18 protein-coding genes are annotated in these 23312 nt (G+C 62.0%); 14 read left to right on the top strand and 4 right to left on the bottom strand.

Annotation, left to right across the window (positions count from 1 at the left end):
• The first annotated feature begins 406 nt into the window (after nucleotides 1–406).
• From HU743_RS12820 to HU743_RS12790, 7 genes are read left to right on the top strand one after another with little or no spacing between them, the layout of a single operon-like run.
• Nucleotides 407–2014, top strand: a complete 1608-nt coding sequence (locus HU743_RS12820) for a glycosyltransferase (protein WP_186648998.1) — start codon at nucleotides 407–409, stop codon at nucleotides 2012–2014.
• Nucleotides 2008–3312: a glycosyltransferase gene (locus HU743_RS12815; protein WP_186648996.1), complete on the top strand. Its 1305-nt coding sequence runs from the start codon at nucleotides 2008–2010 to the stop codon at nucleotides 3310–3312. The genes HU743_RS12820 and HU743_RS12815 overlap by 7 nt, the downstream gene beginning before the upstream one ends.
• Entirely contained in the window at nucleotides 3309–4184 is an 876-nt protein-coding gene (locus tag HU743_RS12810) for a class I SAM-dependent methyltransferase (protein ID WP_186648995.1), read from the top strand. The genes HU743_RS12815 and HU743_RS12810 overlap by 4 nt, the downstream gene beginning before the upstream one ends.
• The gene (locus HU743_RS12805) at nucleotides 4181–5335 is read left to right on the top strand and encodes an acyltransferase (protein ID WP_186648993.1); all 1155 of its coding nucleotides are present in this window, start codon (nucleotides 4181–4183) and stop codon (nucleotides 5333–5335) included. Before HU743_RS12810 ends, HU743_RS12805 begins: the two co-directional genes overlap by 4 nt.
• Nucleotides 5329–6156 carry a class I SAM-dependent methyltransferase gene (locus HU743_RS12800; protein ID WP_186648991.1) on the top strand — a complete coding sequence of 276 codons (828 nt, stop codon included), beginning with the start codon at nucleotides 5329–5331 and terminating at the stop codon, nucleotides 6154–6156. Before HU743_RS12805 ends, HU743_RS12800 begins: the two co-directional genes overlap by 7 nt.
• Before the next feature lie 51 nt (nucleotides 6157–6207).
• Nucleotides 6208–7392, top strand: a complete 1185-nt coding sequence (locus HU743_RS12795; protein ID WP_186648989.1) for a DUF3142 domain-containing protein — start codon at nucleotides 6208–6210, stop codon at nucleotides 7390–7392.
• Nucleotides 7379–9514 carry a hypothetical protein gene (locus HU743_RS12790; RefSeq protein WP_186648987.1) on the top strand — a complete coding sequence of 712 codons (2136 nt, stop codon included), beginning with the start codon at nucleotides 7379–7381 and terminating at the stop codon, nucleotides 9512–9514. The genes HU743_RS12795 and HU743_RS12790 overlap by 14 nt, the downstream gene beginning before the upstream one ends.
• Here the strand turns inward: HU743_RS12790 and HU743_RS12785 are convergent.
• Complete coding sequence (locus HU743_RS12785) at nucleotides 9511–10140, bottom strand: LysE family translocator (protein ID WP_186648985.1); 630 nt, start codon at nucleotides 10138–10140, stop codon at nucleotides 9511–9513. The two genes, HU743_RS12790 and HU743_RS12785, sit on opposite strands and share 4 nt — an antisense overlap.
• A 143-nt stretch (nucleotides 10141–10283) precedes the next feature.
• Here HU743_RS12785 and HU743_RS12780 point away from each other — a divergent pair, with 143 nt between their 5' ends.
• Entirely contained in the window at nucleotides 10284–10757 is a 474-nt protein-coding gene (locus HU743_RS12780) for an Lrp/AsnC family transcriptional regulator (protein ID WP_186648983.1), read from the top strand.
• A 110-nt stretch (nucleotides 10758–10867) separates the two neighbouring features.
• On the opposite strand, the gene lpdA is transcribed toward HU743_RS12780, so the two are convergent.
• Complete coding sequence (gene lpdA, locus HU743_RS12775) at nucleotides 10868–12268, bottom strand: dihydrolipoyl dehydrogenase (protein WP_186648982.1); 1401 nt, start codon at nucleotides 12266–12268, stop codon at nucleotides 10868–10870.
• Between the two features lie 208 nt (nucleotides 12269–12476).
• On the opposite strand from lpdA, the gene HU743_RS12770 reads away from it, so the two are divergent.
• From HU743_RS12770 to cfaB, 5 genes are all read left to right on the top strand, one after another.
• Nucleotides 12477–14435, top strand: coding sequence for a protease modulator HflK (locus HU743_RS12770; protein WP_186648981.1), 1959 nt, complete (start codon nucleotides 12477–12479; stop codon nucleotides 14433–14435).
• Nucleotides 14432–15472 (top strand): protease modulator HflC, encoded by a 1041-nt coding sequence (locus tag HU743_RS12765; RefSeq protein ID WP_186648980.1) that lies wholly within the window; start codon nucleotides 14432–14434, stop codon nucleotides 15470–15472. The genes HU743_RS12770 and HU743_RS12765 overlap by 4 nt, the downstream gene beginning before the upstream one ends.
• Nucleotides 15469–16518 carry a protease modulator HflK gene (locus HU743_RS12760; RefSeq protein WP_186648979.1) on the top strand — a complete coding sequence of 350 codons (1050 nt, stop codon included), beginning with the start codon at nucleotides 15469–15471 and terminating at the stop codon, nucleotides 16516–16518. The genes HU743_RS12765 and HU743_RS12760 overlap by 4 nt, the downstream gene beginning before the upstream one ends.
• Nucleotides 16515–18422 carry a heavy metal translocating P-type ATPase gene (locus HU743_RS12755; RefSeq protein ID WP_186648978.1) on the top strand — a complete coding sequence of 636 codons (1908 nt, stop codon included), beginning with the start codon at nucleotides 16515–16517 and terminating at the stop codon, nucleotides 18420–18422. The genes HU743_RS12760 and HU743_RS12755 overlap by 4 nt, the downstream gene beginning before the upstream one ends.
• A gap of 177 nt (nucleotides 18423–18599) precedes the next feature.
• A complete protein-coding gene (gene cfaB, locus HU743_RS12750) occupies nucleotides 18600–19787 on the top strand; it encodes a C17 cyclopropane fatty acid synthase CfaB (protein WP_186648977.1) in 1188 nt (395 codons plus the stop codon).
• 29 nt (nucleotides 19788–19816) lie between these two features.
• Here cfaB and cls read toward each other — a convergent pair whose 3' ends face one another.
• Nucleotides 19817–21256, bottom strand: coding sequence for a cardiolipin synthase (gene cls, locus HU743_RS12745; protein ID WP_186546176.1), 1440 nt, complete (start codon nucleotides 21254–21256; stop codon nucleotides 19817–19819).
• A gap of 131 nt (nucleotides 21257–21387) precedes the next feature.
• Here cls and HU743_RS12740 point away from each other — a divergent pair, with 131 nt between their 5' ends.
• A complete protein-coding gene (locus HU743_RS12740) occupies nucleotides 21388–21906 on the top strand; it encodes a DUF3617 domain-containing protein (protein ID WP_186546175.1) in 519 nt (172 codons plus the stop codon).
• 71 nt (nucleotides 21907–21977) lie between these two features.
• Here HU743_RS12740 and HU743_RS12735 read toward each other — a convergent pair whose 3' ends face one another.
• Nucleotides 21978–23309 carry a dihydroorotase gene (locus tag HU743_RS12735; RefSeq protein WP_186648976.1) on the bottom strand — a complete coding sequence of 444 codons (1332 nt, stop codon included), beginning with the start codon at nucleotides 23307–23309 and terminating at the stop codon, nucleotides 21978–21980.
• Nucleotides 23310–23312 lie beyond the last annotated feature (3 nt).

Below are 23312 nucleotides of genomic sequence, written 5' to 3'. Positions count from 1 at the left end.
CTTTTGCCCATTTCCCACAGGCTTTGTGGGAAACGTCTGTCTGACCGATAGAAAGGTCCGACAGGAAAACAGGCGAAGTCGTTGTTGTAGTTGTTTGGTTGCCAATCTGTGCCAATTGCTCGGCAATTTCAACAGGGCAAACCGTGACCGGTCAGTTCTCGTCAGCGTAGTCCGATTTATTCTTGCCGGGCGGTTCCCGGATCGTTGATGGATGTGTTTAGAATGGCCCTCGTCGCCGCTTCCCCGGTCCACCGCGGGCGCAGCGCAACAGGGTGAAACTGACCACTAAAACAAGAACGAAGACGTACCTGTAGATGATGGACAAGCAACGGCGCTGCCGGCTTGCTCCAGCGCCCGGTCGTCATAGCATGAGGTTGCCGGGACGGCTGCTTCATCGTGGGATGCCATGAATTTCATTCTTTACTCGGACGTCAACGACCGCACCATCAGCCACAGTCTCGGGCGTCCCGAATACAGTTATTACTTCGTGCTCAAGGCCTATCGCCCGGTGCTGGAAAGCCTTGGACAAGTGCACGTCGTGTCCTCGGTGGCCGAGGTCGATGCGCTGTATCGACAACTGCAACAGGCCGGTGAGGACAGCCTCTTTCTTTCGTTTGCGCCGCCGCACAAGACCCCGATCGACCTGGACTGCCCGATGGTCTGCGTGATCGCCTGGGAGTATGACTCGATTCCGTCCGAGGTCAGCGATGACGATCCTCGCCACGACTGGCGCCAGACACTGGCGCGCCATGGCCGGGTGATTACGCTGTCGACCCACACGGCACAGGCCATCCGTCGCAGCCTGGGTGAAGATTTCCCGGTACTGGTATTGCCTACACCGCTGTGGGAACGCTTCGCCGAGGTACGGCGCGACTATCCCAGTGTCCCGGTAAACCCCGGCAGCACATTGCAGATCAAGGGCTGCATCATCGACAGCCACGCGCTGGGACTGTCGGCGGATGGCTTGATCGCACCGATACTCGATGAGCAGCAAATCCCCGAGCCGGAAGCGATCGAGCCAGTGCCGGAGCCGACTCCGGAACCGCCACCCGAACTGACCCTGCGACGGCGGGCTTTCATCACCCGGCATTATTTGTACGAAGGCTACAAGGCCCTCGCGAGGCCCTCCGAGCACACACCGCTGTTTTTGCTCAAGCACAACCTGCGGCAGTGGTATCGCGAAGCGGTCAGTGATCTGCTGCCAGGTGCCGTCCGCGAGGAACGCCCTGAGCCAGCGCCGCCGGTGCCTGCGGTGGTTGAAGCGCCGGCGCAGCCTGAGCATCCGCAAGCCTTGCTGCCCGATACCCGTCAACACGTGCAGATCGACGTCAGCGGCGTGGTGTATGTCAGCGTGTTCAACCCCGAGGACGGGCGCAAGAACTGGCATCACTTGATCACCGCGTTCTGCTGGGCCATGCGCGATGCCGACGACGCGACACTGGTGCTGAAAATCACCCAGAACGACCTGTCGAGCTATTACGTTCACCTCATTACCTTGCTCTCGCAGCTCTCGCCATTCGCCTGTCGCGTGGTGGTCATGCATGGCTATCTGGAAGACGAGGAGTTCGCCCGGCTGTATGGCGCTGCCAGTTTCTACGTCAATGCATCACGCTGCGAAGGACTGTGTCTGCCGCTGATGGAGTTCATGTCATGCGCACGCCCGGTGATCGCGCCGAATCACACGGCGATGGGCGATTACATCGACGAACGCGTGGCATTCATCGTCAAGTCCGGCCGCGAGCCGGCCATCTGGCCGGAAGACGCGCGCATCCTCTATCGGACCCTGCGTCATCGCCCCGACTGGGGCTCCTTGAAAGCCGCTTATGAGGACAGCTACGCCATGGCCAAGAACCATCCAGAGGCCTATCTGGCAATGGCCGCTGCCGCTAATGAACGCATGCGTGAATACTGCGGTTTTGCCCCGGTGCAGCAGCGCGTAGAGGCGTTTTTTGGTCTGAAGGCTACTAGCGAAAGCAGCGCCATGGCACTTGCGACCGGAGCGGCGTCATGCTGATCATCATTCATTCGGAAACCAACAAGAGCAACATCCAGCAGAACCTCGGTCGGCCTGAGTACAGCTATTACTTCGTGCTCAAGGAGTTTCGCCCGGTTCTGGAACGCATCGGCCAGGTACTTGAAGTCAGCCACCCTGACGAGTTGGTGGATCGTTTGTATTTCGACTGTTTGAGCCGGGGCGAAGACTGCGTCTTTCTGTCGTTCTCGCCGCCGCACCGCACGCCCGTTCATTACGCTTGCCCGACCATCCCGGTGTTCGCCTGGGAATTCAGCACGATCCCCACTGAAAGCTGGCAAGGCGAGCCGCGTCACGACTGGCGTACGGTGCTTCAGGCCTGTGGCCGGGCGATTACCCATTCAACGTTCACGGTGAATGCGGTGCGTGACGTGATGGGGCCGGACTATCCGATCTGCGCGATCCCGGCACCGGTATGGGACCGCTTTGCCGCGCGTGGCGCGTCCTTGGCCAAGCGTCCGGTGATTGACCCGGTCACGCTGAATTTGCGTGGATTGCTGATCGACAGCCGGCGCACGGATTTGCGTCCCTACGGTCCTCCGGGATTGCGTGACGGATCGCCGTTAGACTTGTCCGCACCGGCAGCGGATTGCCAGTTGCAGCTTGAAGGCGTGGTCTACACCTCGGTATTCAACCCTTACGACGGTCGCAAGAACTGGCAGGACATGATCAGCGCGTTCTGCACGGCGTTTCGCGACATCAGTGATGCGACGCTGGTGCTCAAGCTGACCCACCATGACATCGCCGATGCGCTGACCGACATGCTGCATCACCTGTACAAGAACCAGTCGTACCAATGCCGCATCGTGCTGATCCACGGCTATCTGGCCGATGCCGATTACGAAGCGCTGGTGCAGGCCACCAGCTATGTGGTCAACAGTTCCTACGGAGAAGGACAGTGCCTGCCGCTGATGGAGTTCATGTCCTGCGGCAAGCCGGCGATTGCGCCGTTGAACACGGCGATGGCCGATTATGTGAGCAACGACAACGCCTTTATCGTCGACTTCACCGAAGAACTCACCGCCTGGCCGCACGACCCGCGCGCGGCCTATCGCACGCTGCGCTACATCACCGATTGGGATTCGTTGTGTCTGGCGTACCGCGCCAGCTATGACGTGGCAAAAGCTGATGAGCCGCGTTACGCCGCCATGTCCGGCGCGGCGATTGGCAGTCTGCAGCGCTTCTGCAGCCAGGCCAGTACCGAGCAGCGACTGCGCGCGTTTTTCGCCCGGCCGCTGCACGCCGTCGGATCGTTGCCTGCGCAAGTCACGCTCGCATGATCCGCCGTTTGCTCGGCCGATGGTGTCCAGCGCGTGCCGTGCAAGCGGTGCCGGCACCGTCGGCCAAAGTGTCGCCTCGGGATGTCGGTCTGCATGACGCAGTGCTCGACGGCTGGTTCCTGAACGACAGCGGCGAGTTGCTCAAGGGCTTTGCGATAACGGCGCAAGACACGTTGCTCGATGTCGGTTGCGGCGAAGGCGTGGCGACGCTGTTTGCCGTGCGTCAGGGCGCTTCGGTGATTTTCACCGACAGCGAACATGCCAAGGTGCGCGACCTTGCGCGGCAGGTCGAAGCGCAAAGCGACAACGCCAGTCTGGGACTGGTCAGCAACAGCCTGCCGTTGCCACTGGCTGACGGCTGCGCCAGCAAAGTGGTGTGCATGGAAGTGCTGGAACACATCGACCAGCCCGAGCCGTTCATGGCCGAACTGGTGCGCATGGGCCGCCCCGGTGCGCAGTATCTGCTCAGCGTGCCGGCACCGCTGGGCGAGCACCTGCAAAAAGGCATCGCCCCTGACAGCTACTATCAGTCACCCAATCACGTACAGATTTTCACCCCCGAACGCTTCGCTGCGCTGGTAGAGGAGGCCGGGCTGGTAATCGAGCACCGTCAGGCCAGCGGATTCTTCTGGGTGATGGGCATGATTTTTTTCTGGGCCGGCGAACGGGCCGCCGGGCGTGATCCGGGCGGGGCGGTGCGTGACCGCATTCAGGCGCCGTTCATGCCCTTGATGGAAAGCTGGGCGAGGACCTGGCAGGACCTGCTCGCGCAGCCGGACGGACTGGCGATCAAGCAGACGCTCGACCGCTTCATGCCCAAGAGCCAAGTGATCATTGCGCGCAAGCCAATGACTGCGAGAGAGGCGCCATGAACGGCAAGCGCATCATGGACATCGAAGTGCTGCGCGCCATTGCCGTGCTGGGCGTGTTGTTCCATCACTTGCAGGGAAGCCTGTTTACCGATGTCGTGCCGACACTGGAAAAAATTCATGCCTGGGCGCAACCGTGGTGGGGCGTTGATCTGTTTTTTGCGATCTCCGGTTTTGTCATTGCCCGTAGCCTGATTCCGGCGCTGCGAGGTTGCACAAGCGGCCAGGAACGCTGGCAACAGATGCGCAACTTCTGGCTGCGTCGGGCTTTCCGCTTGTTGCCGTCGGCCTGGTTATGGCTGGCGCTGATGTTGTTGGCGTGCGTGTTCGTCAATCGCTCGGGGGCGTTCGGCACGTTGCCCGCCAACCTGCAGGCGACGCTGGCCGGGGTGCTGCAATACGCCAACTTCCGTTTTGCCGACAGCTTCTTTCGCTACGAGTACGGCAGCAGTTTCGTCTACTGGAGCCTGTCACTGGAGGAGCAGTTCTATCTGCTGTTTCCGCTGCTGATCCTGTTCTGTCGCAAGCATCTGGTCTGGGCACTGCTGGCGCTGATCGTGGTACAGATTTTCAGCGTGCGCACGCCGTTGCTGATGGTGGTGCGCACCGATGCCCTGGCCCTCGGTGTGCTGCTGGCGATGTGGAGTGCGCAGCCGGGTTATCAACGGTGGCGGCCGGCGTTTCTCGCGCGGCCTTGGCTCGGGATTTCGGCGTTGATCATGATCGGCGCGCTGCTGAGTTTCATGGCCACTGACCGCTTCACGCTCGCCTGGTATCGCATCGGTTCAATCGCCGTGCTGAGCGCGATACTGGTGTGGATTGCCTCGTATAACCGCGATTACCTGATGCCCGCTGGCGCCGTGCAGCGGCTGCTGGGCTGGATCGGCAGCCGCTCCTACGGCATCTACCTGATTCACATACCCGCCTATCAACTGGTACGTGAACTGATCTTCCGCTTGCAGAGCGCCGGTCTGCCCAGTCCCGCTGGCCACCCTGTGCTGACGGTGCTGATCGCTTTCTGTCTGATCGTGCTGCTCAGCGAACTCAATTACCGCCTGGTCGAAATGCCCATGCGCAACCGCGGTGCTGCACTTGTGCGGCGCCTCGGCACGTCCCGATCCGTAGTCCCAACCTCTGGAGCCACCCCATGCTGAGCCTATTGAAGAAACTCACAGCGGCGACGCCAGCGCCGGCCCCGACTACGCCCGCGGAACCGCCCGCCGGCAAGGTCGATCCGTACATGCTCGGGCTGTACGATGCCAAGCTCAGCGGCTGGTTCAACCAGGAGACCAACGAGCTGTTCAAAGGCTTTGTGGTGTCTGCCGATGACACCCTGCTGGATGTCGGCTGCGGCGACGGCGGCAACGTGCATTTCTGCGGCATGCGCGGGGCGAAGATCATCATTGCCGACATCGATGCCGCCAAGGTCGAAGCGACGCGCCAGCGCTTGAGCGATACCCCGGCGCGTGACGTCGAGTGTCACGTCACCGATTGCAATCCGCTGCCGATTGCCGACGCCACCGCGTCGCGCGTGGTGTCCACGGAAGTGCTTGAACACGTCGACGATCCTGCGCAGTTTCTTGCCGAGCTGGTACGGGTCGGCAAACCGGGCGCGTTGTACCTGTTGAGCGTGCCGCACCCGAGTTCCGAGGACCTGCAAAAAGACCTCGCCGCGCCCGAGTATTTTCAGAAGCCCAACCACATTCGCATTCTCAGCGAGGCGCAGTTCAAGGCGCTGGTCAGTGAGGCTGGGTTGGAGATTGTCAGCCACAGCCAGTACGGTTTTTACTGGTCGATGTGGATGCTGCTGTTCTGGGAAGCCAAGGTCGATTTCAGCGACCCGGATCATCCGCTGCTCAATCACTGGGCCGAGACCTGGCAGGCCGTGCTCGATTCACCGCGCGGCGCGCAGATCAAACAGGCGCTGGATGCGGTGGTCGCGAAAAGCCAGGTGATTATTGCCCGTAAGCCCTGAGCGTGGATTTGTGTAACCTTACAGCCTCGTAGTGTCAGGGATCTGCAAGGTATGCGCTTTTTCGTCGGTCTGTTTGCGTTGATGGTGCTTTCTGCTTGCCGACAGCAGGACGCGCCCGCTCTCGACCAACAACTCTACATCTGGCAACGCCAATGGACGCCGGCCCATGAACAGGCGTTGCGTGACAGCCGCGCTGACTTCTCGACCCTACGTGTGCTGGCGCTGCAGGCCTTCCCCAATACGGGACTGAGCCGGGCGCGGATCGACGCGCGCTTATTGAAAGCCGATGGCCGTCCCTTGATCGCGGTGATTCGTCTCGACGGACAGCTCAAGTCGCTGGATCGGGATCAAGTCACCGCGCAGATTCTGCAGGTGCTGAGCGACTGGCGGGCGCAGGGGCTGGTGCCGAGCGGTGTCGAGATCGACCACGACGCGGGCACTGCGCGGTTGTCGGCGTATGCCGAATTCCTCAGCCATCTGCGCTCGGCATTGCCGACCTCCCTGCCGTTGAGCATCACCGCGCTGCCAGCCTGGCTCAACAGTGCGCAACTGCCGGCGTTGCTGCAAACCGTCGACAGCAGCGTGCTGCAAGTCCACGCGGTCAGCGATCCGCGCCGTGGTCTGTTCGATGCCAAGCAAGCGTTGAAATGGGCAAAGGCCTGGGCGCGCAGTACGGACAAGCCTTTTTATCTGGCGCTGCCGGCTTACGGCGTGGCGCTATTGCCGGATGACGGCGGTGCGCCACAGATAGAGAGCGAAGTGCAGGTTGAGCGGGGCGGGCAGCGTCGGGAATTGCTTGCCGATCCGCTGCAACTGAGCCAATTGGGCAAAACCCTGCGCGACGATCCGCCGCCACACCTGGCCGGGCTGATCTGGTTTCGTCTGCCCTTGGCCAATGATCGTCGTGCCTGGAGCCTGACCACGCTGCGCGCCGTCGCCCGGGGGGATGCGTTGGGCAGCCGCCTCGGCGTGACAGTCAGCGCACAGGACGGCCTTTACGATATACAGCTCGACAACCCGGGCAATCTCGACAGCGCCTGGCCAGCGCGCATCACCTTAACGGGCCGGGGCTGTGAAAGCGCCGATGCGCTTGCCGGTTACTCGTTGCAACAGCGTCCGGATCTGCTTACCTTCACCCGCCTGCACGACGGCCGCTTGCCGGCGGGCGGGCAGCGCGCCATCGGTTGGGCGCGTTGCGCAATCATTGATCAAGGAGGTTCGCATGTTGACCCGTAACTGGCCTCGCCATCTGCTCTGTCTGAGCCTCAGCCTGCCGCTGGGTTCGGCGCTGGCCTGTGGTCCGGACTTCCCGATGCGGCTGCTCGACAATCGCGCGCAGACGTTGGCCGATCTGCCGGAGGGCAGCTTCAGCTTCGAAGTCAGTCGCCTTGGCAAAACCATCGCCGGACTGAAAAACGTCACGGCAGCGACCCATAACCCCAACGATTACGCCGAAGACAATGCTTCTGAAATGGCCCGCGAACAGGCTGAGCAGGTGGGCCTGAGCGCCGAGCAACAAGGCGTGGTCAAACGCTTGCGCGGGTTGAGCGATGCCCGTCAGGTTGAAGAGCAGGGCGCCAGTCTGCCCGCGGAAATTCGTTTGTACGTGGCCGGTGCGGTGGCCTTTGCCACCGGCGATCATCAAATGGCAGCCGACTACTTCAACAAGGTCTTGGCATTGCCGGCAGACCAGCGTCCATTGCGCAGCACCTGGGCGGCCTATTCCCTGGGGCGTCTCGCCTTCGCCACGAGCAGTGCGGCGCAGAACCGCATCGAGGCGCTGGAGCAGGCGCGGGATGCCTTTCGCCAGACCCGCCAGTTGAGCATCGAAGGCTTCAGCGATCCGCTGGAACTGGGTGTCGCCAGCCTGGGCGAGGAGGCGCGGGTGTTGCGCACCGCTGGCGAGTGGAGCGGCGCCATCCAGTTGTATGAAGCGCAGAACCTGCACGGTTCCGCCGTCGGCTATACCTCGCTCAAACAGGTGATGAACGAACTGGCCGAGTTGCCCGAGGCGCAGCTGGCGCGGTTGCTGGAGCACAAAGCAGTGCAGCAACTGGTCACCGCATCGCTGGTCAGCCGCCAGGGCTGGTCGTTTGGCGATGAGCCGCCGCACCAGAAGAAACTGGTGACGCTACTGCAGGACAGCACCCGTGGCAGCCTCGAAAACGCCGATCGGCTGGCCGCGATGAGTTATCAACAAGGCGACTACGCCGGTGCCAGGGCCTTTCTGGAAAACGCCGGCGACGGCGGACTGGCCTGGTGGCTGCGGGCCAAACTGGCGGTGCGTGACGGCGACAGAAGCGCGGCAGCTGCCGCCTATGCCAAAGCCGCGCAGGCCTTCCCGCAGAACGAAGACTGGGGCGACCGGCGTACGCCGGACTGGGCGTTTGAAACCGTGCAGCCCAAGTGCCGGGTCGAGGGCGAAAGCGCGATTCTCGCGTTGCAGCGCGGCGAGTACCTGCAAGCTTTCGTGCAGTTGTACCGCAGCAACAGCGTTTATTGGTTCGATGCCGCAACCGTCGCCGAACGGGTGCTGACGGTTGCCGAGCTCAAGCAGTACGTCGACGAAAACGTCCCCGCACCGCCAGCGTTGACCCAGCAGGAGCGCGACAACTACGTGCCCCTGCCGGTCGCTGCCAGCCTGCGCAACTTGCTCGGCCGGCGATTGCTGCGCGAGGGCCGCTACGCGGAAGCTGTGGCCTATTTCGACAATCGCGACCTGCAAAAAAAAGCGCAGCTCTACGGCGAACAACGGCTGAAGGCTGACGCCGCGTGGTGGCCGACCAAACGCGCCAGTGCGTTGTACAACGCTGCCTGGACGGCGCGTGAATGGGGTATGGATATTCTCGGTTACGAGATGGCGCCCGACTACGCCACATTCGGCGGCAACTACGCGCTGGAGAGCGCCGAGCTGCAAGTCGGTCCGCTGGTGAGCGAGGCCGAAGTGCAGCGTCAGGTCGCCAGTGCAGCGAAACCGGATCAGCGCTACCACTACCGTTTCGTCGCCACTGCGCTGGCAGCCCGCGCTGCTGATAACTTGCCGCACACCAGCCAGGCGTTTGCCGCTGTGCTGTGTAACGCGGCCGGCTGGAACAGCAGCCTGGAAGATCAGAGCGCGCTGTATCAGCGTTATGTGAAGGAAGGTCCTTACGTATTGTGGGCGGTAGATTTTGGCAACCAGTGTCCGTACCCGGATTTTGAAAACGCCGATAAACGTTACGTCACCCAGGTCACCGATGCCGTGCGCGCCACGTTGCGCCCTTACAAGTGGCCAGTGCAGGTTGGGGCGATTGTGCTGATCACGGCCGCCGCGTTACTGCTGATTACCCGTCGCCAACGCAAGGCCCGTCGGGACTAAGCCTGCTGGACGAAGGTCAGGCGCACGGCGAAACCGATCAGCAGGCTGCCGAACAGCCATTGTTGGACGCGTTGCGCCGTTGGGCTGTGTTGCAACCAACGGCCCAGCGCGGCGCCGGCGAGGGCGTAGGCACTGTCGAACAGCAGGCCGACGCCGACCAGCAACAGACCGAGCACGGCGAATTGGCTGAGCACGGAGGCGCCGTCATTGACGATGAATTGCGGCAGCAACACCGAGCAGAACAACAGTGCCTTGGGGTTGAGCAGGTTGGTCAGCAATCCCCGACGGATCGCTTCGCGCCATGGGCTGTGGGTATCGCCAGCCTCGTCAGTATTAAGGCTCGGCAGCAATGTGCTGCGCAGGCACTGAATGCCGAGCCATAGCAGATACGCCGCCCCCGCCAAGCGCACCACCTCGAATGTCCATGGCGCCGCTTGGAACAGTGCTGCCATGCCCAGCGCCGCCAGCGCCACATGACAAGCTCGGGCGACAGCAAGGCCGACCGCGGTGGCCAACGCCGCGCCGCGTCCCTGGCGCGCACCGGTTTGCAGCAGCAGGAGCATGTCCGGGCCGGGCAATAAAAAGACCACGGCCAATGCCAGGAAAAACAGCCAGAGATTCGCCATGTCGCAGCCCTTTCGTTGTCGATTCGGTCCGCCAAGTCTAGGGCTGAAGGGTGGGGCAGGTGCTTGCGTAGTCAGCTTCAAATCCACGTTGGATTGGCATAGTCTGCCGCTCTAGGTGCAGCAACTATCGGAATCTGCCAAACATGAAACTTGATGCCTTCGACCGCAAGATTCTCGCGGCCCTGCAACGCAACGGTCGTCTGAGCAACGTCGAGCTGGCCGACGAAATCGGTTTGTCCGCTTCGCCGTGCCTGCGCCGCGTGCGGATTCTGGAAGAGGCCGGGGTGATTCGCGGTTATCAGGCCAATCTCGATCGCGACGAAGTCGGGCTGGGCCTGACGGTATTTGTCGGGGTCAAGGTCGAGCGCCACAACGATCAACAGGCGGAGGCGTTTTATGCAGCGGTGACGGCACTGCCGGAAGTGATTTCCGCGTTTCTGGTGTCCGGTGAATCGGATTTTCTCTTGCAAGTGGTGGTACCGGATCTGCGCGCTTATGACCGGTTTCTCAGCGGCTGTCTGCTGAAACTGCCGGGGGTGAGCGACATTCGCAGTAACTTTGCGATTCACACGGTGAAGGCGCCGGGGCCGTTGCCGTTGGGGCATCTGCCGCCGTGAACCGGGGCGCGATCCCGCATTCGAGCGCATTTCTCCTGAAGGAATACGCTCGAATGTGGGAGCGAGCCTGCTCGCGAAAGCGCCGGTTCAGCCAATAAAATTGGCGAAACCTACATCTGCGTCGCCATCCCCTCGACATTCATCGCCGCCTGGCGCAACGCCTCGGAGCGGGTCGGATGTGGGTGGCAGGTCAGGGCGATGTCCTCGGCCGATGCACTGAATTCCATCGCCACACAAAACTCGCCAATCATTTCACTGACACTCGGGCCGACCAGGTGCACGCCGAGCACTTCGTCAGTGCGCTCGTCAGCCAGGACTTTGGCAAAGCCCTCGGTCTCATGGTTGATTTTTGCCCGGCTGTTGGCAGTGAACGGAAACTTGCCGACCTTGTAGGCGCGTCCTTCGGCCTTGAGCTGTTCTTCGGTCTTGCCGACGCTGGCCAGTTCCGGTTTGGTGTAGATCACGTTGGGGATCAGCGCGTAATTGACCTCGCCGGCCTTGCCGTGAATCTGCTCGACGCAGGCCATCGCCTCGTCTTCGGCCTTGTGCGCGAGCATCGGCCCGGAGGTCACGTCGCCGATGACCCAGACGCCCGGGGCTTCGGTGCGGTGTTGTTGGTTGGCGAGCATGCCGCGCTTGTCGGTGCTCAGTCCGACGTTTTCCAGGCCCAGCCCTTGGGTGTAAGGGCGCCGACCGATGGCCACCAGCACGTAGTCGGCTTCGAGCAACTCAGCGCTGCCGCCCGCCGCTGGCTCAACACTGAGCTGTACGCCAGTGGCTGACGTCGTCGCGCCAGTAACCTTCGAACTCAACTTGAACGCGATGCCCTGTTTGCTCAACGCGCGCTGCAAGGTTTTTCCGGCTTCGCCGTCGACGCCGGGGCAGATCCGGTCAAGGTACTCGATCACTGTCACCTGCGCGCCCAGACGACGCCATACTGAGCCCAGTTCGAGGCCGATGACCCCGGCGCCAATCACCACCAGATGTTTCGGCACCTCGCTCAGGGACAACGCGCCGGTGGAGTCCAGAATACGTTGGTTGTCGATCTCGACGCCCGGCAGGGGAGTGGGTTCGGAGCCGGTGGCGATGATGATGTCTTTGGCGGTCAGCCCGATTTTGCCGCCCTGATCATCGGTGACCGTGACCTTGCCCGGTCCGTCGATGTGGCCCCAGCCCTTGATCCAGTCGACTTTGTTTTTGCGAAAAAGGAATTCGATGCCTTTGGTCAGACCGGCCACGCTCTGGTCTTTTTGTTTCATCATTTGCGCAAGGTTCAGCGTCGGTTTGACCTCGATGCCGAGGTTGGCAAACTCCGCGCCCATTGCCGCGTCGTACAACTCCGAAGCATGCAGCAAGGCCTTGGATGGCATGCAACCGACATTCAGGCAGGTGCCGCCCAAGGTCGCACGGCCTTCGACACACGCGGCCTTGAGGCCAAGCTGTTCTGCACGGATAGCGGCGTTATAGCCGCCGGGGCCACCGCCGAGAATCACTACGTCATAGTTGCTCATGCGCCTTGCTCCTGATTGAGGGATGCGGATCGCTACACGTGGTTGGCAAAGATTATGTACGTAATATGTTGCTTTCGAGAGCTTTCGGTCAAGGCTTCAGCCAAGCGACAGGTGGCAGCCTTTTAATAAACCTGATTGTGTACGAATATTTCACGTTTTTCGTTATATCGTAACGCTATGAATGGCGAGCCAAAGAGTTTGGGGTGATATGCAAGTCGATCTGCAGGTTGATGGCACGTCGGTCAGCGCATTGCCGCGCTTTCAGCAGGCGGCGGTGCAGGGGCGACGATTGCGCAGGCTGGCCTTCGGTCTCGGCACACTGGCCGGTGGTTCATGGGCACTGGCATTGTTGGTTGCGCTGTTTGCGGCGCAATCGCTGTGGATCCCGTGGCTGGTTAATCAGGGTGCGGCGCTATGGCTGCTGGTCGCCGGGCTGCAATCGGCCTGGCGGGTGACGCAATGGCGCGCGCGGGTGATCACCCCCGTGGAGGCGCCGCCCTCGCAGGATGCGCCCGCGCCGCCTGAGGGTTGGTATGAACGGCTGCTGGACCGGCTGAGTCAGCGCGGTGCGCAGGCGCTCGACCAAATCGGCCCGGCGACGCTGTGGCTGGGTGGATGGGCGCTGCTGTTGTTGCTCGGCATCGAACAGGCGTGGGACCTGACGTTGCCGAGCGCAGCGTTGGGTGTGTCTGCTTCCGTCGGCGCGGCATTGGCGTTGTCGCTGGCGTTCGGTCTGTTGGTCGTGGAACGGCAACTGGCTCAGGAGCACCCGGCGCAATGGCCTGAGGCGGCAGCGCTTGCCCGGTTGGTCCGGGTGCCGATTACCAGTTTGGTGTTGGGCGGGCTGTGTTTGTTGTTTGCCAGCGAGGGCGCGATATGGCCGGTGCGCCTGGCCGTGTTGATCGGGCTCTTGCCAGGCCTGGTCGCGATCGAGCTGCTGCTGCGCGCGGTTCTGTCGCTGTTCACGCCTCGCCGCGAACAGCTTGAACCGACGTTGCTGTCGCGCAGTTTTGTCGCCGATCTGCTGCGCTGGCCGCCACAACCGTTGCTTGCCTTGCAGGATGAATTGCACAACCGTTTCGGCATCGATCTACGGCAGATCTGGGCGTTCAGCTACATGCGCCGCGCGTTGCTGCCGGTGCTGGCGCTGGTCGCTGTGGTGGCTTGGCTGCTGACCGGCATTCATGAAATTCCGCTGCAAGGTCGGGGCATTTATGAGCGGTTCGGCAAACCGGTGCAGGTGTTCGGCCCAGGTTTGCACGCCGGCTGGCCCTGGCCGTTAGGGCGGGTGTTGAGCGTTGAGAATGGCGTGGTGCATGAGCTGGCCACCAGCGTCGGCGCCAATCCTGCGCCGGCCGCACTCGATCCCGCTGAAGGCCCGGCACCGCTTGCGGCCAACCGGTTGTGGGACGCCAGTCATGTCAACGATAAGTCACAGGTGATTGCCAGCAGCCGGGGCGGGCAGCAGAGCTTCCAGATCGTCAACATGGACGTGCGCTTCGTTTACCGGATCGGTCTGGACGATCAAGCGGCCCTGGCCGCTACCTACAATCACGCCGATGTACCGACGCTGATTCGCAGCACCGCCAGTCGAATTCTGGTGCACGACTTTGCCTCGCGCACGCTGGACGGTTTGCTCGGACAGGACCGGGTCGGTCTGGCCGAGGAAATCGGTCGCGCGGTGCAAAGCGACCTGAAGACACTCGACAGCGGTGTGGAAATACTCGCCACGGTCGTCGAAGCCATTCATCCACCCGCCGGCGCGGCGAATGCTTACCACGGCGTGCAAGCGGCGCAGATTGGCGCGCAGGCGCTGATCGCCCGGGAACGCGGCGCCGCCGCGCAAGCCAGCAATCAGGCGCAGTTGCAAGCCACGCTTGCGCGCGACAAAGCCAGCGCCAGCGCCCGCGAGAATCAGGCCACCGCGCAAGCGGCGGACCTTAAATTCAGCGCCGAGCAAAAAGCCTACGCCAGTGCCGGTCAGGCTTTTGTGCTGGAACAATACTTCGCGCAACTCAGCCAGGGCCTGGGCAAGGCCAAACTGTTGCTGCTCGACCACCGTCTGGGCGGCAGCAGCAATGCGCCGACCATCGACCTGCGTACGTTTACGCTGCCGGCTGATCCGACGCCCGCGCGCACCACCGTTCAACCAGGAGTCGCCCCTTGAGCCAGTCGCCCACTCTCGACCATCACGATCACAGCGGCCACGCCCATCACCATGGCGGCCACCACCATCATGGGCATCATCACCACGGTGCAGGGGAGGAAGCGGCGGGACCGTTTCCCTGGCGGCGCATGGCTTGGGCGGCGCTGTTGGTCGCGTTTGCGCTGGCGGCCGCAAGCCTGGTGCAAGTGCGTTCCGGCGAAGCGACTGTGATTACCCGTTTCGGCAATCCCGCGCGGGTCCTGCTTGATCCGGGCCTGAGCTGGCGTTGGCCAGCACCGTTCGAAGCGGCAATTCCCGTTGACCTGCGCCTGCGGACCACCTCAAGTGGCTTGCAGGATGTCGGCACGCGTGATGGCTTGCGCATCATCGTGCAGGCTTACGTGGCGTGGCAGGTGCAGGGCGATCCGGACAACGTACAGCGCTTTATGCGTGCGGTGCAGAACCAGCCGGACGAAGCCGCGCGGCAGATTCGTACCTTCATTGGTTCGGCCCTGGAGACCACTGCCAGCAGTTTTGATCTGGCCAGTCTGGTCAACACTGATGCCAGTCAGGTGCGCATCGGCGATTTCGAGGCGCAGTTGCGCCAGCAGATTGATCAGCAGTTGCTCGCCACTTATGGCGTGCGTGTATTGCAGGTCGGTGTTGAGCGGCTGACATTGCCGTCCGTAACGCTCACGGCCACGGTCGACCGGATGCGCGCCGAGCGTGAAACCATCGCCACGGAGCGCACCGCGATCGGCAAACGCGAAGCGGCGCAGATTCGCTCTGCTGCCGAGCGCGACGCACGCATCGTCCAAGCGGACGCGACGGTGCAGGCCGCCGAGATCGAAGCGCAGTCGCGCGTCGAAGCCGCGCAGATTTACGGCCGCGCCTACGCCAGTTCACCGCAGCTCTATAACTTGCTGCGCTCGCTGGATACCCTCGGCACCATCGTTACCCCAGACACCAAATTGATTTTGCGTACCGACGCCGCGCCTTTCCGCGTACTGGTAGACGGCCCGCCGACACTGGACAGCAAAGCCGGGTCGCAGCCATGAATGATGAAGTTCCACGTGGAACACCCCTATTGCAAAGTCCGTGGATTCAGGCCGGACGTTTGGCTTTTTTAGCCCTGTATGCGGTGACGGTGCTGGCCGCGCTGGCTTGGGCATTCTCCAACGTCCGGCAGATCGATCCACAGAATCGCGCCGTGGTTTTGCACTTCGGCGTCCTCGACCGGGTGCAAAATGCCGGTCTGTTGCTGGCGTGGCCACAGCCGTTCGAACAGGTGGTTTTGCTGCCAGCAGCGGATCGGGTGATCGAGCGTCGAGTCGAGAATCTGCTGCGCAGCGATGAAGCCCTAAAGGCCGATCGAGTCGCGTCCTTTGCCACACCGTTGAGCGATGCGTTGGCCGGCTCCGGTTATCTGTTGACCGGTGATGCCGGGGTGGTGCAACTGGATGTGCGGGTGTTCTACAAAGTCACCGACCCCTACGATTTCGTCCTGCAGGCCGATCACGTGCTGCCGGCACTCGACCGACTGGTGACGCGCAGTGCGGTGGCGCTCACTGCTGCCCGTGACCTGGATACCATTCTGGTCGCTCGCCCGGAATTGCTCGGATCTGACAATCAGGCCGCCGAGCGCCGCGAACGCCTGCGTGGCGATCTGGTCCACGGCATCAACCAACGCTTGGCCGAACTGAAGGCGGCGGGGCAGGGTATCGGTATTGAAGTGGCGCGGGTCGATGTGCAATCGAGCTTGCCGGATCCCGCCGTCAGCGCGTTCAACGCGGTTTTGACGGCCAGTCAGCAAGCTGACAAGGCAGTCGCCAATGCGCGCACCGACGCCGAAAAAGTCACCCAGATGGCCAACGAACAGGCCGATCGAACCCGCCAAGTGGCCCACGCGCAAGCCGGCGAACGTTTGGCCAAGGCCAGCGCTGACACGGCCACCGTGTTGAGCCTGGGCAATACCCGCGATCCCCAATTGCTCCTGCGTTTCTACCGTGAGCGCATGCCGAAAATTCTTGGTCAGGCCGGTTCCGTGACCACAGTCGACCCGAAAGACGATTCCCGCCTGATCATTCAGGGAGCCAGCCAATGACTGCATCCACCGCTGCACCGAGTCTGTTGTCCTCGGCCGAGCAACGCCGCGCCGCCCGTCAACTGACCCTGGCGATGCTGGCGCTCGGTCTGTTGGGCCTCGGTCTTGTCTGGCGCTGGCTGTTGCCGGAGCAGACCGGCGTCAGTCAGTTGCTGCTCGGCGTCGCTTCGTTGTTGGTGGCCGTCCCGGTGATGCGTTCGGCCTGGTACAGCCTGCGGTATCCGAGTCTGCACGGCATCACCGATCAATTAATCGCCCTGGCGATGCTGGGCGCGTGGGCGACCGGCGATCTGCTGACCGCTGCGTTGCTGCCGATCATCATGATTTTCGGCCATGTGCTGGAGGAGCGGAGCGTCATCGGCTCCCAGGAAGCCATTCATGCGCTCGGCCAATTGACCCGCAGCCACGCTCGCAAGGTTCTGGCCGATGGCACGATCGTCGAGGTGGACAACGGCACACTCCGATCCGGTGACACCGTTGAGGTGCGTGCCGGTGATCGGGTGCCCGCGGACGGGCGAGTGTTGGCCGGCCAGGCGAGCCTCGACACCGCGTCGATTACCGGTGAATCGGTGCCGGTGGAAGCAGGTATCGGCATGTCGGTGTTTGGCGGCGCGATCAACCTCGATGGGCTGCTGCGCATCGAAGTCACGCGCACCGGGGATGAATCGACGCTCGGCAAAGTCATCGCACTGATGCAAAACGCCGAGCGCTCGAAACCACCAATCACCCGTTTGCTCGAACGGTATGCCGGCAGCTACATGGTGTTGGTGCTGATGCTGGCGGCGGTGACCTGGTTCATTACCCACGACGCGCAAGCGATGCTCGCGGTGCTGGTGGCGGCGTGTCCCTGCGCGTTGGTTCTGTCGGCGCCAGCCACCGCGATTGCCGGGGTTGCCGTCGCTGCGCGGCACGGGATTCTGATCCGCAGCTCGGCGTTTCTCGAGGAGCTGGCCGACCTCACCTCGTTGGTGGTCGACAAGACCGGCACCCTCACCTTCGGCACTTTGCGTTTGCACTCGATCAACACGCTGCACGCGGACACCTCGACGCTCCTGGCGCTGGCCGCCAGTTTGGGCGCGGCAAGCAGTCATCCGGTGAGCCGGGCGCTCGCCGGACTGGGCCAGCAAAAGGATGCGCTGCCACTGAGCGACATCCACGAACGGCAGGGCCTTGGTGTGGTTGCCATGACCGCGCAGGGCCAGGCCGCGCTAGGCCGGCCAGAGCTGTTTGCGCAACTGGGCGTAGTCACCACACCTGTCCCGGCCCACGACGGGCCGATTGCCGGCCTGGCGTTGAACGGTGAATTTCTCGCCTGGCTGTTGCTCGCCGACACGGTCAAACCGGAAGCGCGATCTGCCCTCGGCGAATTGCGCGAACTGGGCCTCGGCCGCCAATTGCTGCTGACCGGTGACCGTCAGAGCGTGGCGCAGTCGCTGGCAGAGGAGGTCGGCTTGCACGAGATCGAAGCCCAGGCCTTGCCCGAGGACAAACTGAATCGGGTGCTCAGGGAAATCGACAGCGGCTTCCGCCCGATGGTGGTGGGCGATGGCATCAACGATTCGCTGGCTCTGAAGGCCGGCGTAGTCGGTGTGGCGATGGGCGCGGGAGGCGCGGATATCGCGCTGGCCTCGGCGGACATCGTGCTGATCGGCAGCGATCTGCGCAGGCTGGGTACTTGTGTACGGCTCAGCCGCCAATGCCGGCGGACATTGCAGGTCAACGTCATCATTGGGCTGGGCTGGACGCTGGCGATCGTGGTGTTCGCCGCGTTCGGCTGGCTGGGCGCCGCCGGGGCGATGATTGCCGCGTTGTTGCATAACCTCAGCACGTTGCTGGTGTTGGGCAATGCTGGTCGCTTGTTACGCTTTCAAGAGCCGCTGCTCAAGCTCGAGGCCGATACATGACAAGAATTTCATCGAACTGCGCCTGACGTTGGCAGTCCTTTATTCTGAGGGCGTTTGCCAATGACTGCCTGGCTGAAGCGTCCGTAGCGATAGATACGGCTAATCATATCGATAGCCTGCTATTTTTCCGCAATGGGCTACCCTCAGATCTGACGTCTGAAACAAGGGGGGATTTCCATGCTCGCGCAACTTCCACCGGCCTTACAGAATCTGCAGCTTCCGCTTCGCCTGCGTCTCTGGGATGGCCATGAGTTCAATCTGGGGCCAACGCCCAGCGTTACCATCGTGGTCAAGGACCCACAGATGGTCAGTCAGTTTACCCATCCAAGCCTGGACGCCCTCGGGGCCGCCTTTGTCGAAGGCAAACTCGAACTGGAGGGGTCAATCAGCGAGGTGATTCGGGTTTGCGACGAATTGAGCAGTGCTCTGCTCGATGAAAACGAAGGCAGTCATCCCGAGCGCAAACTGCACGACAAGGAAACCGACGCCAAAGCCATTTCCTACCACTACGACCTGTCGAACGCGTTCTACCAGCTCTGGCTGGACAGCGACATGGCGTATTCCTGCGCGTACTTCGAAACCGGCAGCGAGACGCTTGAGCAAGCGCAACAAGCCAAATTCCGTCATTTATGCCGCAAGTTGCGTTTGCAACCGGGCGAATACCTGCTGGATGTCGGTTGCGGCTGGGGTGGTCTTGCCCGCTTTGCTGCCCGCGAGTTCGGCGCCAAGGTGTTCGGTATCACCTTGAGCCAGGCGCAACTGGAACTGGCCCGCGAACGGGTCAAGGCCGAGGCCCTGGACGACCAGATCGAACTGCAATTGCTCGATTATCGCGATCTGCCCCAGGATGGTCGCTTCGACAAAGTCGTCAGCGTGGGCATGTTCGAGCACGTCGGCCACGCCAATCTCGCGCAGTACTGCAAAGCCCTGTTTGGCGCGGTGAAAGAGGGCGGGCTGGTGATGAACCACGGCATCACGGCCAAGCACACCGATGGCCGCCCGGTCGGGCGAGGCGCCGGGGATTTTATCGAGAAATACGTGTTCCCCAACGGCGAACTGCCGCACCTGTCGATGATCAGCGCCGAGATCAGCGAAGCGGGGCTGGAAATCGTCGACGTCGAGAGCCTGCGGCTGCACTACGCGCGCACGCTGGATCACTGGAGTGAGCGACTGGAGGACAACCTCGAAGCCGCCGCGAAACTGGTGCCAGAGCAAGCCCTGCGTATCTGGCGCCTTTACCTGGCCGGTTGCGCTTACGCTTTCGCACGCGGCTGGATCAATCTGCACCAGATTCTGGCGGTGAAAGCGCGCCCCGACGGTAGCCATGAACTGCCGTGGACGCGCGACGACCTCTACCACCCGTGACGCTCAACTGGCTGAGACGCTTAGGCTGTTCAGAGGATCGGTGAAATCAGCCGGGCGATTCGCATGCCGACCTGTTGCAGGCGGTGGATCTCCCGGCTTTCCTCTTTGGCAATTTCACTGGCCTGGGCGAAGTCATCGATCAGCATCTGTTCCACGGACGTGGCGAACTCGCTGTCGACGGTCAACAACATCACTTCGAAATTCAGCCGGAACGAACGGTTATCGAGATTGGCGCTGCCGATGGCGCTGATCTCGCGGTCGATCAATACCACTTTCTGATGGAGAAACCCGGGCTGATAGCGGAACACCCGCACCCCGGCTCGTACCGCTTCGAAGGCATACAGACTGGAAGCTGCATAAACGATGCGGTGATCGGGCCGCGACGGCAGCAACAGACGGACGTCCACGCCGCGTAAAACCGCCAGGCGCAGCGCGGCGAACACGGCTTCATCGGGGATGAAATAAGGGCTGGTGATCCACACCCGTTCGGTTGCCGCATGGATTGCTTCGACGAAAAACAGTGAGCAGGTTTCGTAGGCGTCCGCCGGACCGCTGGCGAGCAGTTGGCAGAGCACGCCGTCTTCGGGGTACGCGTCCGGAAGGATCAACGGCGGCAAGGTCCGAGCGGCCCAGAACCAGTCTTCGGCAAACGACTCCTGCATGCACGCGACCACCGGGCCACGGACCTGCACATGGGTATCGCGCCACGGTGCCAGCGGCGGTTTTTCACCCATGTATTCATCGCCAACGTTATGCCCGCCGACAAACCCGAGCACACCATCGACCACGACAATTTTGCGGTGGTTGCGGAAGTTGACCTGGAACCGATTGAGCCAGCCACTGCGCGTAGCGAAGGCTTTGACCTCGACGCCGGCATCGCGCAAGGCCTGCACATAGCGGTGGGGCAGGGCGTGGCTGCCGATGCGATCGTAGAGCAGATGAATAATTACGCCTTCAGCGGCCTTCTTGAGCAGCAAATCCTGCAAGCGCTGGCCGAGCCGGTCGTCGTGAATGATGAAAAACTGGATCAGAATCGCTTCCTTCGCGTGTTCGATCGCTTGGAAGATTGCGTTGAAGGTTGCGTTGCCATTGATCAGCAATTGCACTTCGTTGTTGGCCAGGCAGGGCATGCGGCCCAGCTTGGGCATGGCCCGCAAGGAACCATAGGCATTCGATGCGCGAGCGGCGAGGGCTTCTTCCACCCACGGCCGCCAGTTCAACTCGGAAATCGCCAGGCGCATCTGTTCGTTGGCCTGGCGCCGCGCCTTGATATAGCCATCGAAAGTACTGCGGCCGAACACCAGGTAAGGAATCAGCGTGAGGTAAGGAATGAAGATCAGCGACAATGCCCAGGCGATCGAGCCTTGCGCGGTGCGCACGGTGAGCACCGCATGGAGGGCAGCGATGAGGCCGAGGGTGTGTAGCAGGGCAATCAGATAACCGAAAAGGTGCGGTCCGAAGTAATCCATGGGGCAGCCTTGCTCCGCGAGAATCAATGCTTAACAGACCATGTTCTACCGCGAATGTCGCTATTTAATTGGGGCATGAACCGAAGCGATTGGCCGACGTCTAACGGCCACTACTGATCAGGAGTTTTTCGATGAACGTTCGTCTGCTGGGTTTGGCGCTGGGCCTGGGTTTGGCATTGCCGGTGGTTGCGCAAGCGCAGATGCTGCAGCCAGGGCTGTGGGAGATGTCTTCGAGCAATCTTAAGGTCGATGACCAAGCGATGGATGTGCAATCGATTCTTGGCCAGATTCAAGGCCAGATCACGCCGCAACAGCGCGCTGCGCTGGAGAAGAACGGCATCAATATCGGCGGCAAGGGGATCCGTGCCTGCCTGACACCTGAGCAAGTAGCGACCAACGATATCCCTTTGGCCGACCCGCAATCGGGCTGCAAACAGCAGATCACCGAGCGTAACGGCAACCAGTGGAAATTCCGCTTCAGTTGCCCGAAAGCCCAGGGGACGGGTGTAGCGACATTCCTCAGCGATCGAGAATTCACCACGGTGGCCAACGGCACGTTCAATGCCATCGGCATCAACCAGAAAGGCAGCCTGGAAACCCGCGCCGTGTGGCTGGGGCAGGACTGCGGCACCGTCAAACCGCGCGCCTGAACCCTGTCGCCAGCCAGCTCGCTCCCCTGTTTTTTGCGGAAGCGAGCCTGCTCGCGAAAACGTCAGCCAAGTCAGCGCATGAACCTTAACGCCAACCCCCGACACTGCTCATTTATCCGGCCCTCGTGCCAGGCGATTTGCCCCGACACCATGGTCAGGCTCACCCGGTGCCGAAAGCTGCGCCCGGCAAATGGCGTCCATCCGCACTGCGACAGAATCGGTTGCTGATTCACTTCAAGTGCCTGCGCAGCGATCAGCACCAGATCCGCCCAGTAGCCCTCGCGCAAATACCCACGATCCGGAATGGCAAACAGATCTGCCACGCGATGGCTGGTCTTCGCCACCAGCGTGGTGATCGGTAGCACGCCCTCTTCGACCAGCTCCAGTAACGCCGGCAAGGCGTGTTGCACCAATGGCAGACCGGCAGGCGCCTGGGCATAGGGCCGTTGTTTTTCTTCCCAGGTATGCGGCGCGTGGTCACTGCCGATGACATCCAGGCGATTGCTGTTTAACGCCGCGCGCAGGGCGTCGCGGTCAGTCTGGGTCTTGATCGCCGGATTGCATTTGATCAGGTTGCCGAGGTCGGCATAGTCGCGATCGTCAAACAGCAGATGGTGCAGGCAGACTTCCGCGGTGATGCGTTTGTGCGCCAGTGGTTTATCTTCGAACAGCGCCAGTTCACGCGCGGTCGTCAGGTGCAGGACATGCAAGCGGGTGCCGTGACGTCGGGCCAGTTCCACCGCCAGACTTGAAGACCGATAGCAGCTTTCGGCGTTGCGGATCAGTGCGTGCGCTGTCGGCGGCAGACGTTCACCGAACTGCTCATGCAGGTTGGCTGCATTGGCGTCGATGCTCGGCGTGTGTTCGCAGTGGGCCAACAGAATCGTCGGCACTTCGGCAAACAGCCGCTCAAGCGTCGCCGGGTCATCCACCAGCAGATTGCCGGTCGACGCCCCCATGAACACTTTCACACCGGCCACTTCACAGGGATTGAGCGCGGCCACTGTATCGAGATTGTCGTGACTGACACCGAAGTGAAAGCCGTAATTGGCCACCGAAGTGGTTGCCGCCCGGTGCCTCTTGTCTGCCAGCGCTTCGAGGGTCAGCGTCGCCGGTTGGGTGTTGGGCATGTCCATGAAACTGGTGATGCCGCCTGCCACCGCTGCGCGCGACTCGGTGTAAAGGCTGCCCTTGGCCGGCGCCCCGGGCTCACGGAAATGCACCTGATCGTCGATCATGCCCGGCATGAGCCATTGGCCGTTTGCATCGATCTCCAGCGTCGCCCGTTCGCCTTCAATGCTGCGGGCGATTTTGACGATGCGGCCATGGCTGACCAACAGATCGCTTTCCACTTCGCGCCCTTCGTTGACCAGCCTTGCGTTGCGAATCAGCACGCTGTTCATGGC

This window comes from Pseudomonas sp. SWRI99, from assembly GCF_014270125.1.
Taxonomy (GTDB): domain Bacteria; phylum Pseudomonadota; class Gammaproteobacteria; order Pseudomonadales; family Pseudomonadaceae; genus Aquipseudomonas; species Aquipseudomonas hamedanensis.
Note: the sequence above shows the minus strand (reverse complement) of the source record. Positions and strands in the feature narration are given on the sequence as shown.